The following is a 14,394-nucleotide window of genomic DNA, read 5'->3' on the forward strand; positions in this document are numbered from 1 at the left end:
GCCGAAACGCTAGTAGGCCGTCGGGTCAGGCCCAGTTGATCGCCAACTCGTCGATCATCTGCACCGCCGGATCACGCGCAATGTCCCCACGCCGGACCGCTCCAACCCCGTACCGCCGCACCCAGTACGCCGTCCGCACGAGCTCGAGCTGAATCCACCGCCGTACCCGCTGGCGGTCGAGTTCCGCGGCCTCGCAGTACGCCGCCAGCTCCCGTTCCATTCCCTGCAGCAGATCGCCGTGCATCAGCACCAACGTCCGAGCCTTCAGGAACGTCACCGCGTCGTACGCCGGATCTCCGATCAGTCCCTTCGGATCCACCGCGAGCCACGGTTCTCTGTCGGCGCTCAGGATGTTCCGATGATGCAGATCCCCATGCACCAGTACGTCGGGCTGCTCCCGCACCAACTCGTCAATCACCGCCGAAGCCCGAGCAACCACCGCATCAGGCAACGCCCCCGCAAACTCCACGGCGTCCCGCGCCAGCTCCTCAGCCCACTCGTCAGCACGATCAGACAACCGAGGAAGCTCGCGAGCGTGGTCTCGGAGGGGTGGACCGCCGGGCGCCTGCAGCACGGGAGTCGCGTTGTGGATCTGGCCCGGGACGGGAGTCGCATCGGGGGCCTGGTCCGGGACGGGAGTCGCGTCGGGGGCCTGGTCCCGGAGGGGAGACGCGTTGTGGGGCTGGTCCCGGAGGGGAGGGGTGTTGTGGGCGGCGTGCGTGCTGGTGGGGTGGTGTGGGTGCGGGAGTGCCTTGGGGGCGGGGATTGCGAGCAGGCGGCTCATCTCCCCTCCCACCACCGCTACGTCGGCGCCTGAGTCTCGGAGGGTGGTGGGGTGGGCTCGTTCCAGGAGCATCGCGTAGTCAGCGTCTGCACGTTCGTGGAGGTGGACTGCGCCTCGGCCGTTCCAGGCTGTGTAGGCGTCTGGTTCGTGGACGTTGCCGGGGTGAGGGAACGACACCTTCATCACCAGCGGTTCGCCGGTACGACGGACTGGGACGATGACGCCTACTTCGCCGTGCATCCAGTCGCCGTCCGGAGTGCACGACCAGCGGTCGAGCAGGTCTTGCACAATGGTGGGTAGGTCATCCAGCCAGGCTGCTCCGGTTTCGCCTTCGCGTGCGGTGGTGCCGGCGGCGAAGGCTTCGGGGATCACCAGCGCTCCGCCTTGGCCGAGCGGGACACGAGACTGAACAGCATGTCCTTCGGGGTCATCTCCCCCGCGACCACCTTGGTGACGGCTTCGGCGATCGGCATCTCGACATCGTGGTGATGGGCAAGCTCGGCGATCGACGAGCAGGACTTCACGCCTTCGGCTACCTGCCGCGTCGCACCGGCGATCTCGGCAACCGTCATCCCCTGGCCGAGCTTCTCGCCGAAGGTGCGGTTGCGGGACAGCGGCGACGAACACGTGGCGACCAAGTCACCAAGCCCTGCGAGCCCGGAGAACGTGTGCTCATCCGCACCCAACGCCGCACCCAGCCGAGCGGTCTCGGCGAGACCGCGCGTGATCACCGACGCCCGGGCGTTGTCGCCAAAGCCGAACCCAACAGCCATCCCCACGGCCAGCGCGATCACGTTCTTCGTTGCGCCGCCGAGCTCACACCCCACGACATCCGTATTCGTGTACGGACGGAACGTTCCCGAATGACACAGCTTCTGCAACCGGTTCGCCGTACCTTCATCCGCACACGCAACCACCGCAGCAGCAGGCTGCCCCTCAGCAATCTCGCGCGCGAGGTTCGGACCCGACACGACCGCGATCCGCTCCGGCCCCGCACCGGTCAGCTCCGCGATCACCTCGGACATGCGCAACGTCGTACCGACCTCGACGCCCTTCATCAAGCTCACCAGCGGTACGGCGTCCGGCAGCACCCCGGCCCAGTCGCGCAGGTTCTCCCGCAGTGACTGCGAAGGCACGGACAGTACGACGGCCTCCGCGCCATCGGCCGCCGCGGCCGGATCGTGAGTCGCAGTGATCGCTTCGGACAACCGGATCCCCGGCAGGTAGTCGGGGTTCTCATGCTGGGTGTTGATCACGTCGCAGACCGACTGCCGCCGGGCCCACAACGAGACCTGGTTCCCCGCCCCCGCCAGCACCGTGGCGAACGCCGTACCCCAGGACCCGGCTCCGAACACTGCAACCTTCGTCATTCGTTCTCCTCACGTCGAGCTTTGCGCAGATCGAACAACTCTTTGGGCGGGGTCTCACCGCGCAGCTCACCGAGCGTCTCGGCGAGTGCCCGCATGATCACCTCGGTTGCCTCGTGCAACAGCTGGTTGGTGATCGGCTTGCCCTGGAACGCGCTCAGGTCGACCGGCTTCCCGGCCCGCGCCATCACGGTCTTCCGCGGCAGCAACCGGATCTTCAGCCGCCCGGTGTAGGACTGCAGAATCTCCTGCGCACCCCAGTTCGCGATCGGAATCACCGGAGCGCCGGTCATCAACGCGATCCGGGCCGCGCCCGTCTTCCCATTCATCGGCCACAGATCCGGGTCGCGGGTAATAGTGCCCTCGGGATAGACGCCGACGCACTCACCGCGTTCGACCGCTGCCACCGCGTCGCGGAACGCATCGGCGGCCTGGGTGGAATCGCGGTGCACGGGAATCTGCCCGGCGCTGGTGATGATCCGGCCGGCGATCGGCAGTTTGAACAACGACGCCTTGCCGAGCAGCCGCGGAATCCGCCGGCATTCCCAGATGAAGAAGCCGAGCACGAACGGGTCGAAATGGGAGATGTGGTTCGGCACGAACACCACGCCGCCGGTCCGCGGCATGTTCTCCCGGCCGCTGAACCGGGGCTTGGTGAAGATCAGCATGAAGGGCTTGACGAGCGCGACGATCACGCCGAACCAGAAACCCCGCCGCGGTCTCGGGTCGTCCACTGCTGCCTCCTGGTGCTGGTCACTGCTCTCCGCCATGGGAGAATCCTGCCTGATGGCAGACCTACAGGTCGTTCCCTGGATCCTGGCGATCCCGGTGAAGCGTACGGCGATCGCGAAGAGCCGGCTGGCTGCGGCCTACCCGCAGCACCGGCCGGAGCTCGCGCGCGCCTTCGCTGTCGACACTACTGCGGCCGCGCTGGCTTCGGGCCTGGTGCGCGCCGTTCTGGTGGTCACCGACGACCCGGTGGTGGCCGCGGACGTGACCGCGGTCGGCGCCCACGTCGTACCGGATCTGGCCGCCGACGGGCTGAACGGCGCGCTCCGGCACGGCGCCACGATCGCTGCCGCAGAGTTCCCCGGGCACGGCGTGGCTGCGTTGTCGGCCGACCTCCCGGCACTACGCCCGGCCGAGCTCACCGCCGTACTCGCAGCCTGCACAGCCCCACGCTCGTTCGTGATCGACCAGCCCGGCACCGGTACGACGTTGCTCGCGGCCACGGCCGGTGTCGCGCTCGACCCCCGCTTCGGGATCGGCTCCGCCCTGGCCCACCAGGCTTCCGGGGCAGTCCCCATCGACCTGCCGAACATGGACTCCGTACGGCGGGACGTCGACACGGCAGCCGATCTCGCGCACGCGGTCCAGCTCGGCGTCGGTCCCGCAACCGCTGACGTGATGTCGCTGGTGCTTGGTTCCGCAACGGGTTCCGAAGGCCTAGCCTGCTGACATGCAAGCCACAGTGAGCCGGTACGACAGCGAGAGTTTCTCCGGAGCGGTGCTCACCGACACCGGGATCGAGCTTCCCTTTACCGTGCACGCGATCGCGGAGACTCCGGTTCGCCTGCTGCGCGTGGGCCAACGCGTCCGTATCCAGACCACAGGCTCCGGTGCGACTCTTGCGATCACCAAGGTCGACTTCGCAACCGTGCTCTAGAACAAAAGCGAAGGCCGGTCGCTCCTGGAGGGAGTGACCGGCCTTCTGCCGTCGTACTAGTTACTTCAGCGGGCTGCGCGCTTGGCCGGAGCCTTCTTCGCGGCAACCTTCTTGGCGGGGGCCTTCTTGGCCGGCGCCTTCTTCGCCACTGCCTTGACCGGAGCGGCCTTCTTGGCCGGCGCCTTCTTGGCGGCAGCCTTGACCGGAGCGGCCTTCTTCGCTGCGGCCTTGACCGGAGCAGCCTTCTTGGCCGGCGCCTTCTTGGCGGCAGCCTTGACCGGAGCGGCCTTCTTCGCCGCGGCCTTGACCGGTGCGGCCTTCTTGGCCGGGGCGGCCGCCTTGGTGGCGGTCGCGGTGGCCTTCGGGGCTACCAGCTTCGGCAGCTTCTTCGCACCGGAGACAACGGCCTTCAGCTCCGCACCCGCGCGGAACTTCGGCACCACGGTCTTCTTGGCCTTCAGAACCTCGTTCGTGCGCGGGTTCCGGACCAGGCGCGCCGGACGGTCGATGGCCTCGAAGGCACCGAAACCGGTGATGGCGACCTTGCCACCCTTCTTGGTCAGCTCGCGCTGGATGGTGTCGATGATCGACTCCAGAGCGTGCTGAGCCTGGCGGCGGTTTCCGTCGAAGTGCACTGCGAGCGCTTCGACCAACTGGCTCTTGTTCACTGTCTTCCCTCCGTGAACTGGGTGTCGAGCACAGCGCTCGATCTCACAGGAACGTTATGGACAGATGAGGCCGTTGCCAAACACCCACGCGGCATTTCGGCTTGTTTTTAGGCGATTCTTGCCACAAATCGCCCCGATCGGGTGCTCCTGCGGGGTTTTGAGGCTGTTTCCGGCAGCTTCACAGCCACCCGCGACGCTTGAAGACCTGATGCAGACCGACGCACACCAAGGCCATCAGACCGATCGCGAACGGGTATCCGAACTGCCAATGCAGCTCCGGCATCGCGTCGAAGTTCATCCCGTAGACGGTGCCGATCAACGTCGGCGCGAACAGGATCGCCGCCCACGCAGAGATCCGCTTCACCTCTTCGTTCTGCTCGCTGCTCGCGATGGTGAGACTCTTCATCTCCTCGTTCTGCTGCTGGGCGACCAGGGTCGCGTTCACCGTCAGGATGTCGCGCAGCAGTTCGCGGAATCCGTCGACCTTCTCGACCACCTCGGTGACGTGGTCGGCGACGTCGCGCAGATAACGCTGCAGTTCCTCGTCGACGCCGTACTTGTCGAAGCCGCCGCGCAGTCCCTGCAGCATGCCGACGAGCGGCCGGGTCGCGCGCTGGAACTCGATCACCTCACGGGACAACTCGTAGATGCGCCGCGACACCTTCGGGTCACCGCGGAACACCTCGGTCTCGATCTCGTCGATGTCGTTCTCGAGACCGGCGACCACTGGCGCGTAGCCGTCGACGACCTTGTCCAGGATCGCGTAGAGAACAGCCTCGGTACCGAGGTTGAGCAACTCCGGGTCGTGTTCGACCCGACGCCGTACGGCGGCCAGGTTGGGCGCTTCGGCATGCCGGACCGTCACCACGAAGTCCGGGCCGACGAACACGTGCACCTCGCCGAACTCGACCTCCTCGGTCGCGTCCCGGTACCGCGCGGCTTTCAGTACGACGAACAACGTGTCGCCGTACCGCTCGAGCTTCGGCCGCTGATGGGCCTGGATGGCGTCCTCGACGGCGAGCTCGTGCAGGCCGAACTCCTGGGCCAGTGAGTTGAGTTCGCGCTGGTCCGGGCGATACAGGCCGATCCAGGCCAGGCCCTGCGGCGCCTTGTGCAGCACGCGATAGGTCTCGGCCAGCGACTCCGGCGACGCGATCCGGCGGCCGTCGCAGTAGATCGCACTGTCGACGACGCTGTGGCCTTTGGGCTTCTGGGTGTCGCGCTGCTTCTCGACGGCCGGCTCGATCACAGGCGCGGGTGCAGCGTGCTTACGCGCGGTGCCACGCAGTGACGGCGTACGGCTGAACGCACGAAAAGTGCGCAGGCGAAGGTCGGACATGAGTCCTCCAGGTGCGGTGGTACGGGTGAGTGAGCGCATGTCGCGTCTGCCCGACCACTACTGCACGGAGGAGAAAAGTCAGCCTCACAAAGGTCGAGCGAGACCCATAGGTCTGGAGGGTTCGCTGCTGCTGTTCATCAGCGCCTCACCTCCTAGGTCTCGCAAGCCTTGTTCTGACAACCCAGCAAGGGTAACACCAGAGTTATCGCCCCTGTCCACGCAAACGTTACAGGGGCGAGAACTCTTCTACATCAGGCCTTTGCGGGCAGGGTGGCCGGCTTGAAGGACGGCCGGGTTGCTTCGTACGCGGCGATGTCGGCCTCGTGGGACAAGGTGATGCCGACGTCGTCGAGGCCGTTCAGCAGCCGGTAGCGCGTGTAGTCGTCGATCTCGAACGGCGCCGAGAGCTCACCGGCGGAGATCGTCTTGGCCTCGAGATCGACGGTCACCTTGGTGCCCGGGTCCTTCTCGATCGTTGCCCACAGCTGCTCGACGACGTCCTGGGTGACCAGGGCCGCGAGCAGTCCGGCCTTACCGGAGTTGCCGCGGAAGATGTCGCCGAACCGCGAGCAGACGACGACGCGGAAGCCGTAGTCGAGCAGGGCCCAGACCGCGTGCTCACGCGAGGATCCGGTGCCGAAGTCGGGCCCGGCCACCAGGACGGAGACACCGTCGTACTCGGGCTGGTTCAGGACGAACTCGGGATCGTTGCGCCAGGCAGCGAACAGGCCGTCCTCGAATCCGGTCCGGGTGACCCGCTTCAGGTACACGGCCGGGATGATCTGGTCGGTGTCGACGTTGCTGCGGCGCAGCGGGGCCGCCGTACCGATGTGCTGGGTGAAGGCATCCATGATTACTGAGCTCCTCAGACGTTCTCGGGTACGACGACGTTCAGCGGCTGCAGGTCTGCCGGCGCAGCGAGCGTGCCAGTCACGGCGGTGGCGGCGGCGACGAGCGGTGAGACCAGGTGGGTGCGACCGCCCTTGCCCTGACGGCCTTCGAAGTTGCGGTTCGACGTGGAGGCGCTGCGCTCACCGGGAGCCAGCGTGTCCGGGTTCATGCCCAGACACATCGAGCAGCCCGCGCCCCGCCACTCGGCGCCGGCGTCCTTGAAGATCTTGTCCAGACCCTCGGCCTCGGCCTGCAGCCGGACCCGGCCCGAGCCCGGTACGACGAGCATCCGGGTGCCCTCGGCAACCTTCCGCCCGGCCAGCACGCCGGCCGCGGCGCGCAGGTCCTCGATCCGGCCGTTGGTGCACGAGCCCAGGAAGACGGTGTCCACCTTGACCTCGCGCAGCGGCGTACCGGCGGTCAGGCCCATGTACTCCAGCGCGCGCTCGGCCGCGATCTTGTCGTTCTCGTTGTCGAAGTCGTCCGGCGACGGGACGTTGGCCGACAGCGGAACGCCCTGGCCAGGGTTGGTGCCCCAGGTGACGAACGGCGCGATGTCCTCGGCGCGCAGCACGACCTCGCGGTCGAAGGCGGCGTCCTCGTCGGTGGCCAGGCTCTTCCAGTACTCGACCGCGGCTTCCCAGTCGACGCCCTGCGGCGCGTGCGGCTTGTCCTGCAGGTAGTTGAAGGTCGTCTCGTCCGGCGCGATCATGCCGGCCTTGGCGCCCCACTCGATCGACATGTTGCAGATCGTCATCCGGGCTTCCATGCTCAGCGAGCGGATCGCCTCGCCGCGGTACTCGACGATGTAACCCTGGCCGCCACCGGTGCCGACCTGCGCGATCAGCGCGAGCACCAGGTCCTTGGCCGAGACACCGTCCGGCAGGACGCCGTCAACGGTGACGGCCATCGTCTTCGGCCGGGCCTGCATCAGCGTCTGGGTCGCCAGCACGTGCTCGACCTCGCTGGTACCGATGCCGAAGGCAATCGCACCGAACGCACCGTGCGTCGAGGTGTGGCTGTCACCACAGACCACGGTCATCCCGGGCTGGGTCAGGCCGAGCTGCGGGCCGATCACATGTACGACGCCCTGGTCCGGATCGCCGAGCGTGTGGATCCGGATGCCGAACTCCTTGGCGTTCTTGCGCAGCGTCTCGACCTGGGTCCGCGACACCGGGTCCGCGATCGGCTTGTCCACGTCGTACGTCGGGACGTTGTGGTCCTCGGTCGCGATCGTCAGATCAGGACGCCGTACCGGGCGGTCGGCCAGCCGCAGGCCGTCGAACGCCTGTGGGCTGGTGACCTCATGCACCAGGTGGAGATCGATGTAAAGGAGGTCGGGCTCTCCGTCTGCATGGCGCACAACATGTGCATCCCAGACCTTTTCCGACAACGTCCTACCCATCAGACTCTCCTTTGAGGTTTCCTGTGTGGTGAGGGTGCTTTCGCTCACAGTGCTCTCGATCGAGGGCCCGAAGCGACTTGCGTTCCACGATTCGAGACGGCAGTATCGTCTCATGGACAACTCTAGCGGAGTCGGCGTGCTCGACAAAGCAGCTCTCGTTCTGTCCGCACTCGAGTCCGGGCCGGCAACCCTGGCCGGACTCGTCGCGGCCACGGGGCTGGCGCGGCCGACGGCACATCGGCTGGCCGTGGCTCTCGAGCATCACCGGCTGGTCGGCCGGGACATGCAGGGACGCTTCGTGCTCGGCCCGCGACTCAGCGAGTTGGCCTCCGCTGCCGGTGAGGACCGTCTCCTCGCGACCGCCGGTCCGGTGCTCGCACGACTGCGTGACATCACTGGTGAATCCGCCCAGTTGTTCCGCCGTCAGGGCGAGTACCGCGTGTGTGTCGCGGCCGCCGAGCGCCCGTCCGGTCTGCGCGACACCGTTCCCGTGGGCAGTCAGCTGACCATGGCGGCCGGGTCGGCTGCCCAAATACTGCTTGCCTGGGAGGACCCGGAGCGCATGCACCGCGGCCTTCACAACGCGACCTTCAACGCGGCCGCACTGGCCGGTGTGCGGCGTCGCGGCTGGGCACACTCGGTCGGTGAGCGTGAGCAGGGCGTTGCCTCGGTCTCCGCACCGGTCCGCTCCCCCAGCGGCAAAGTGATTGCCGCGGTCTCCGTATCCGGCCCGATCGAGCGCCTGTCCCGTCAGCCTGGCCGCATGCACGCCCCGGCCGTCATGGCCGCGGCCGAGCGCCTCTCCGAGGCACTGCGCCGCGCTTCGGAGTAATCAACACCCGCACGAAGTTCGCGGTACCAACTCGTAGTCCAACACCACTCTGGCCGCCTCCCGATCGGGGGCGGCCAGTAGTACGTCTACGGCCCGCCGCGCGATCTCATCGACCGGCTGGCGCACACTGGCCAGCGGCGGGATCGTGACCGCGCACTCATCGGTGCCGTCGACACCCATCACCGCCACGTCCTCCGGCACCTTTAAACCGGCCTCCCAAGCAGCAAACAGCACACCGAACGCCTGCTCGTCCGTAGCGCAGTACACAGCCCGCGGCGGCCGCTTCTGCTGAAACCAAGCCCGTACGGCGTCCCGCGCAGCAAACCGCGATACCGGCCCGGCCTGGTACCGCACTGTCGTCTTCGGATGTGCTTGCAGCGCACGCTCAACCCCAGCCCGGTGTTGCGCCGTACCGGGTGAGTCTTCCGGACCTGTCAGCACAGCCAACGTCTTGTAGCCGTGCGACAACAGGTGATCCACCGCCGCCTCAGCCGCGGCCACGTAGTCAATAGACAGTGTCGAGACCGTCACACCATCCGGTACCGGGTGCAGCGCCACTACCGGCACACCTGCCGAGCTGAATCGCCGGATCGCCGGCTCCGCCAGCAACGACACCAGTACGACGCCATCCACCTTCCGCTCGATGAACGAGCCGATGTGCGCCGACTCCTGCGCCGGATCACCCGCCGAGTCGCCGATCAGCAGCAGGTGACCGTGCGCCCGCGCCACGTTCTCCAGGTGCTCGGTCAGCGTGCCGAAGAAGGGATTGCGCACCTGCGGGATCAACAGCCCTAAAGAGAAGGAGCGTCCTGCGCTGAGTGCACGGGCGACGGCGTTCGGCTTGTAGTCCAGCTCAGCGGCCGCCTCCAGCACCCGCTGCCGCGTTGCCGCCGCTACCGGACGCGGACCGTTGTTGAAGACATAGCTGACGGTTGCCGTGGACGTACCCGCCCGATCGGCGACGTCACGAGCCGTCGCCATCGGTCTCCCCTGCTGCGGCCACGATCCGCGCGGTGATCTCGTCGGCAACAGCAACGGCATCCAGCTCGCTCACAATCCGCACGGTACCTGCCGGATCCGGGGTGAAGGTACTGAGACCGTCGGTACCGATCTCGACGCGCCCAGGCTCGGACAGCGTGAACAGATCCGGCCGGGTCAGGGTCAACACCGCTACCGGGTCGTGCGGGACGTTCCACGACTCGTTCCAGTACGCCCACCACTGCTCGATGTCCGCACCGAGCGCCGTACCGAGCGGTCCGGCGGCGCGGATCCGTTGCAGCAGAGTGGTCGTGATACTGACCTGACGGGTGATCTCGATGGCAGTGATCGTGGTGGGGATCCCTGCAGTGAGCACAGCACGTGCAGCCACGTCGTCGCTCTTGAAGTTGTGCTCCGGCTCGGCGTCCGCACCGAACCAACCGCCCATCACCCACAGGTGCCGGATCCACTGGGCAATCCGGGGCTCCAGCTCGAGTGCGGCGGCCAGATTGGTCAGGGGGCCGATCGCAACGACATCCAGTTCCCCCTGGTTGTTCTGCAGCCGGGCGACCAGGTCTTCGGGCGCACTGCCCGGTGCGAACGTCTCCGTGTCCAGATCCTTGTGCAGGGTGCCCTCGTGACCCGCCCACCACACCTTGCGGCCCGACAACGGTTCCGCCGTACCGGCCACGACAGTGAGGTCGCGATCGGCCAGAGCGCCGTACCGGCGGGCTAACTGCGCGCGCAGCCGGGTGTCGCCGTACACGGTGTGGATCGCGACGAGATCGAGGCTGGGGGTGCCGAGGATCAGAGCGAGTGCCATCGCGTCGTCGACGTCCGAACCGATGTCGGTGTCGAGGATCAGTTGGCGCATTGGTCTCCCTACTTGAGTCCGCTGCTGGAAACGGACTGGACGAAGTACCGCTGGAACCCGGCGATGACGGCCAGCGGAATGATGGTGAGCACGACGGCGCCGGCGAAGACCAGGCCGTAGTCGGTGAAGTTCTGTCCTTGCAGATTGGCCAGGGCGACCGGGCCGACGATGTGCTCGGCATCTGTGCCTATTAACAGCGGCCAGACGTAGGACTGCCATTGGAACAGAAACAGCATCAGCCCGGCACCGATCAGCGCTGGTTTCGACAACGGCAGGTAGATCCACCGGAACACGCCGAACCAGCCGAGACCGTCCAGCCGGCCGGCCTCGACCAGCTCGGCCGGGATGCCGAGGAAGAACTGCCGGAGCAGGAAGATCGCCATCCCGTTGCCGATGCCCGGTAGCACTAAGCCGGTGAAGGTGTTCGTGAGGTTCCAGTCGCGGAACATCGTCGACAGCGGGATCGCGATCGCGTCGAACGGCACCAGGAAACTCAGTACGACGATGCCGAACGCGAGCCCACGACCGCGGTACTGGAAGGCGGCCAGCCCGAACGCGGCGGACGCACAGACCGCTAGCCCGATGACTACGGTCGCGGCGCTGACCAGGATCGAGTTGAGGGTCGCGCGACCGATCTCACCGCCGAAGAGATCGCGGTAGTTGATCAGGGTCGGGTTCAGCTCGAAGAACGACTCCCAGGACAGCGGACTGAGATGCGCGAATGTCTCCGAGCCGGGGCGGAACGAGTTCGTGACGACCCACAGCAGTGGGATGAAGAACAGCAGACCGATCACGGCGCCAAGCACCGACAGCCCGAGTCGCTTCACGAGTGATCACCTCGCAACAGCCGGAACTGCGCGGCCACGATCGCGATCGTCAGGGCAACCAGCAGGACGACCTCGGCCTGCGCGACGTGGATGTCGCCCAATGCGTAGGCGCGGGTGTAGACGTCGTACATCAGGAGGTTGCTGACCCCGTTCGGTCCGCCCTTGGTGAGGATCTGCACGGGGGCGAACACGAGCAGGTTCGACACGGTGTCGGCGACGAGCACGAACGCGAGCGGCCGCCGTACCAGCGGGAGCGTCACCGAGATCATCCGGCGCCAGGCGCCGGCACCGTCGAGCAGTGCGGCCTCGCGGATCTCACCGGGGATGTCTTGGATGCCGGCGATCAGGAACAGCATCCAGTACCCGACGCCGATCCACGAAAGCAACACGATCAGTGCCGGCAGCACCTGACTCGACGAGGTGAGGAACGGTTGCTCGGGTAGACCTAGCCTGGCCAGGAAGCTGTTGGCGATCCCGTCCGGCCGATAGATCACGCTCCAGATCACCGCCGAGACCGCGGGCGGTGTGGCGATCGGCAGGATGACCAGCGTGCGCCACAGGCGAGTGCCGGGTGCGCGCTGGGTGAAGAGCACCGCGAGCAGGAACGACGCGACGACCTGGATCGGATTCACCAACACGGTGAACAGGAGGGTCACGGCGACGGCTTGGCGAAAGTCCTTGTTCGCCAGCAGATCCGTGTAGTTGCTGAGGCCGGTGAAGACGCGACCGCCGCGGAGCAGGCTCTCGGCGTAGAAGCTCTCGATCAACGCGTAGACCGCGGGACCGATCCGGAGCACGGCGAGACTGATCAGCGCCGGTGCCAGGAAGGCGAGCGCGATCAGTCCTTGCCGCTGCTTCTTCACTTAATCGACTTCCAAGCGTCCATCAGCTGACGGGTTGCTTCGGCGAGGCGGGCGTTGGGTTCGCTGCCGTTGCGGATATCGGCGAACGCCTTACCCATCACTTCCTCGAACTGGATGTAGCCGACACTCACCGGCCGCGAGGTCGCCGTACTGGCTGCCTCGTACGCCGTGATGGCCGAAGCGCCGGCGGTGTGCGCACCGGAGTACGCGTCCATCGCGGGCAGGTACTGCTTCTGCGCCTCGAGGTTGGCCGGGATGATCGTGGTCGTCTTCGTGGTGGCCAGGTTGCCGGCCGCATCGAGAGTGGCGAACTCGAGGAACTTCCGCGCCATCCCCTGCTGTTTGGATGCCGGGTTGATCCCCAGCGACCACGACCCGGTCGGCGTCACCGGCTTGCCACCGGCGAAGTACGGCAGCGGCGCGACACCCCAGTCGAACTTCGCGCTGCCGAAGATCTTCAGGTCCCACGGACCACCGACGAAGAACGCCGCGTTGCCCGTGCTGAACACCGGACCGGTCTGAAAACCGCCGATGCCCCGCGGCGACAGTCCGCTCGCGTAGGTGGCGCCGTACCACTGCATGGCCTTCTTCCAGCCGTCGGTCTCGACCGCCGGTGTGAGCGCGTCGTCGCCGGTGATGCCGGAGCCACCGCCAAGCGACTCGGCCAACGGCTGCAGCTGGTAATAGGCCTCCGGCTGCTCCATGAACAGCCCGTACTTGGTCCCCGCCTGCTGCGCCTTCCGGCCCGCCGCCTCGACCTGCTCCCACGTCCACCGCTTCGCCGGATCCGCAGTCGGCGGCGCGACCTGCGCTTTGGCCAGCGCGGTCTTGTTGTAGAAGAGGAACTGCGTCGAGTTCCACATCGGCAGCGACCACAGCTTGTCGCGGAAGTGATTCACCGCGTACGCCGTCGGTCCGAACGAACTCTTCGCCCGCGCATCCAGCTCGCCGAGGTCGACCAGGAACCCCTTGGCCGCCAACTGCGACACCCGCGGCTCGTCGACCGTGTAGACATCGATCCCGGCATCCTTCGCACTCAGCCGCTGCTGCATCGTCGCGTTGAACTGATCGAACGGGATCTGCGTGTAGGTGACCTTGATCCCCGGATTCTTCGCCTCGAACGCAGCGATCACCGGCGCATACGTCGCCGCGTTGTCCGTCCCCGTGAACGTGATCGTCCCGGTCTCCGGACCCGCGTTCCCGGCAGCCGGCTGATCACCCGACCCACCACACCCCGCCACCACCGCCGCGACCACCAGGGCCGCCAGCACCACATTCCGCCTCATGAGCACCTCTCAAGACCTGTCCCGAGAATCTAAGCGGTTAGACTAAGCGCTTAGATCTCTGCCGTCCAGCGCTCCCCACAAACGGATATCCGGCTCTCCTGACCCATCGGAGGAAGTTGGACACAGGCGCAGGTCCGTTCCGGGTAGTCGGCGGGACACAACTCGGGGGTGCATACCGCGCGCGGGGACCTTGAACAGGTCATGCCTTGTTCAAGGCCACCATGTTCTGTTCACACCCCCAGCAACTGCTCGGTGCGGCCGCGCCGAACCACCCACGAAAAGCGCCTCCCATCGGTGATGGGAGGCGCTTCGCTCTGGTAGCCCCGACGGGATTCGAACCCGCGCTACCGCCTTGAGAGGGCGGCGTGCTAGGCCGCTACACAACGGGGCCAGAGTTTTGCCGACCAGCCCTGACGGGCCGGGCAACGAGGTTGAACTTTACCGATTTTCACCGGTGCGGTCCAATCCGCTGGGGTACTAGGACTCGAACCTAGACTAACTGAACCAGAATCAGACGGGCTGCCAATTACCCCATACCCCAAAGGCATTTCATTCAAAAAAAGAACACTGCGCCGGCTTGGAGAGTTTGTTTCCGCCCTCACCATCCCGGCTCG

General features: G+C 66.6%; 15 protein-coding genes and 2 tRNA genes. 3 read left to right on the plus strand and 14 right to left on the minus strand.

The annotated features are described in order from the left end of the window. Positions 1 to 25: 25 nt before the first annotated feature. The 3 genes from ACFTSF_RS24175 to ACFTSF_RS24185 are packed head-to-tail and all read right to left on the minus strand — an operon-like array spanning position 26 to position 2,921. Entirely contained in the window at positions 26 to 1,156 is a 1,131-nt protein-coding gene (locus ACFTSF_RS24175; RefSeq protein WP_380155908.1) for an aminoglycoside phosphotransferase family protein, read from the minus strand. Beyond that, on the minus strand, positions 1,153 to 2,154 hold the full coding sequence (locus ACFTSF_RS24180; RefSeq protein ID WP_344155301.1) for an NAD(P)H-dependent glycerol-3-phosphate dehydrogenase: 1,002 nt from the start codon (positions 2,152 to 2,154) through the stop codon (positions 1,153 to 1,155). Before ACFTSF_RS24180 ends, ACFTSF_RS24175 begins: the two co-directional genes overlap by 4 nt. Continuing rightward, positions 2,151 to 2,921, minus strand: a complete 771-nt coding sequence (locus ACFTSF_RS24185) for a lysophospholipid acyltransferase family protein (RefSeq protein ID WP_380155909.1) — start codon at positions 2,919 to 2,921, stop codon at positions 2,151 to 2,153. Before ACFTSF_RS24185 ends, ACFTSF_RS24180 begins: the two co-directional genes overlap by 4 nt. A gap of 16 nt (positions 2,922 to 2,937) precedes the next feature. Between ACFTSF_RS24185 and cofC the strand changes: the two genes are divergently transcribed. Continuing rightward, positions 2,938 to 3,609, plus strand: a complete 672-nt coding sequence (gene cofC, locus ACFTSF_RS24190; protein ID WP_380155910.1) for a 2-phospho-L-lactate guanylyltransferase — start codon at positions 2,938 to 2,940, stop codon at positions 3,607 to 3,609. Between the two features lies 1 nt (position 3,610). Beyond that, positions 3,611 to 3,817 (plus strand): hypothetical protein, encoded by a 207-nt coding sequence (locus tag ACFTSF_RS24195; RefSeq protein WP_344155293.1) that lies wholly within the window; start codon positions 3,611 to 3,613, stop codon positions 3,815 to 3,817. Positions 3,818 to 3,882: 65 nt separating this feature from the next. On the opposite strand, the gene ACFTSF_RS24200 is transcribed toward ACFTSF_RS24195, so the two are convergent. The 4 genes from ACFTSF_RS24200 to leuC form a co-directional block, all read right to left on the minus strand. After that, positions 3,883 to 4,485, minus strand: a complete 603-nt coding sequence (locus ACFTSF_RS24200; RefSeq protein WP_132413273.1) for an HU family DNA-binding protein — start codon at positions 4,483 to 4,485, stop codon at positions 3,883 to 3,885. A gap of 178 nt (positions 4,486 to 4,663) precedes the next feature. Further along, a complete protein-coding gene (gene corA / locus ACFTSF_RS24205; protein ID WP_380155911.1) occupies positions 4,664 to 5,824 on the minus strand; it encodes a magnesium/cobalt transporter CorA in 1,161 nt (386 codons plus the stop codon). A 251-nt stretch (positions 5,825 to 6,075) separates the two neighbouring features. Continuing rightward, positions 6,076 to 6,675, minus strand: a complete 600-nt coding sequence (gene leuD / locus ACFTSF_RS24210) for a 3-isopropylmalate dehydratase small subunit (protein WP_380155912.1) — start codon at positions 6,673 to 6,675, stop codon at positions 6,076 to 6,078. Positions 6,676 to 6,689: 14 nt separating this feature from the next. Continuing rightward, positions 6,690 to 8,120 (minus strand): 3-isopropylmalate dehydratase large subunit, encoded by a 1,431-nt coding sequence (leuC, locus tag ACFTSF_RS24215; RefSeq protein WP_380155913.1) that lies wholly within the window; start codon positions 8,118 to 8,120, stop codon positions 6,690 to 6,692. Positions 8,121 to 8,232: 112 nt separating this feature from the next. Between leuC and ACFTSF_RS24220 the strand changes: the two genes are divergently transcribed. Next, positions 8,233 to 8,952: an IclR family transcriptional regulator gene (locus ACFTSF_RS24220; protein ID WP_012922430.1), complete on the plus strand. Its 720-nt coding sequence runs from the start codon at positions 8,233 to 8,235 to the stop codon at positions 8,950 to 8,952. Here the strand turns inward: ACFTSF_RS24220 and ACFTSF_RS24225 are convergent, their stop codons facing one another. The 7 genes from ACFTSF_RS24225 to ACFTSF_RS24255 all read right to left on the minus strand — a co-directional run bounded on the left by ACFTSF_RS24225 (position 8,953) and on the right by ACFTSF_RS24255 (position 14,321). Further along, on the minus strand, positions 8,953 to 9,933 hold the full coding sequence (locus ACFTSF_RS24225) for a LacI family DNA-binding transcriptional regulator (RefSeq protein WP_380155914.1): 981 nt from the start codon (positions 9,931 to 9,933) through the stop codon (positions 8,953 to 8,955). Next, positions 9,917 to 10,804 carry a nucleoside hydrolase gene (locus ACFTSF_RS24230; RefSeq protein WP_380155915.1) on the minus strand — a complete coding sequence of 296 codons (888 nt, stop codon included), beginning with the start codon at positions 10,802 to 10,804 and terminating at the stop codon, positions 9,917 to 9,919. Before ACFTSF_RS24230 ends, ACFTSF_RS24225 begins: the two co-directional genes overlap by 17 nt. Positions 10,805 to 10,812: 8 nt before the next feature. Further along, positions 10,813 to 11,631 (minus strand): carbohydrate ABC transporter permease, encoded by an 819-nt coding sequence (locus ACFTSF_RS24235; RefSeq protein ID WP_380155916.1) that lies wholly within the window; start codon positions 11,629 to 11,631, stop codon positions 10,813 to 10,815. Beyond that, positions 11,628 to 12,494 carry a carbohydrate ABC transporter permease gene (locus ACFTSF_RS24240; RefSeq protein WP_380155917.1) on the minus strand — a complete coding sequence of 289 codons (867 nt, stop codon included), beginning with the start codon at positions 12,492 to 12,494 and terminating at the stop codon, positions 11,628 to 11,630. The genes ACFTSF_RS24235 and ACFTSF_RS24240 overlap by 4 nt, the downstream gene beginning before the upstream one ends. Further along, positions 12,491 to 13,780 (minus strand): extracellular solute-binding protein, encoded by a 1,290-nt coding sequence (locus ACFTSF_RS24245; RefSeq protein WP_380155918.1) that lies wholly within the window; start codon positions 13,778 to 13,780, stop codon positions 12,491 to 12,493. The genes ACFTSF_RS24240 and ACFTSF_RS24245 overlap by 4 nt, the downstream gene beginning before the upstream one ends. Positions 13,781 to 14,095: 315 nt before the next feature. Further along, a tRNA-Glu gene (locus ACFTSF_RS24250) sits at positions 14,096 to 14,171 on the minus strand. A 78-nt stretch (positions 14,172 to 14,249) separates the two neighbouring features. After that, positions 14,250 to 14,321, minus strand: a tRNA-Gln gene (locus ACFTSF_RS24255). Between the last annotated feature and the right edge of the window lie 73 nt (positions 14,322 to 14,394).

The sequence above is a fragment of the Kribbella sp. NPDC056951 genome (genome assembly GCF_042674205.1).
Taxonomy (GTDB): Bacteria; Actinomycetota; Actinomycetes; order Propionibacteriales; family Kribbellaceae; genus Kribbella; species Kribbella yunnanensis.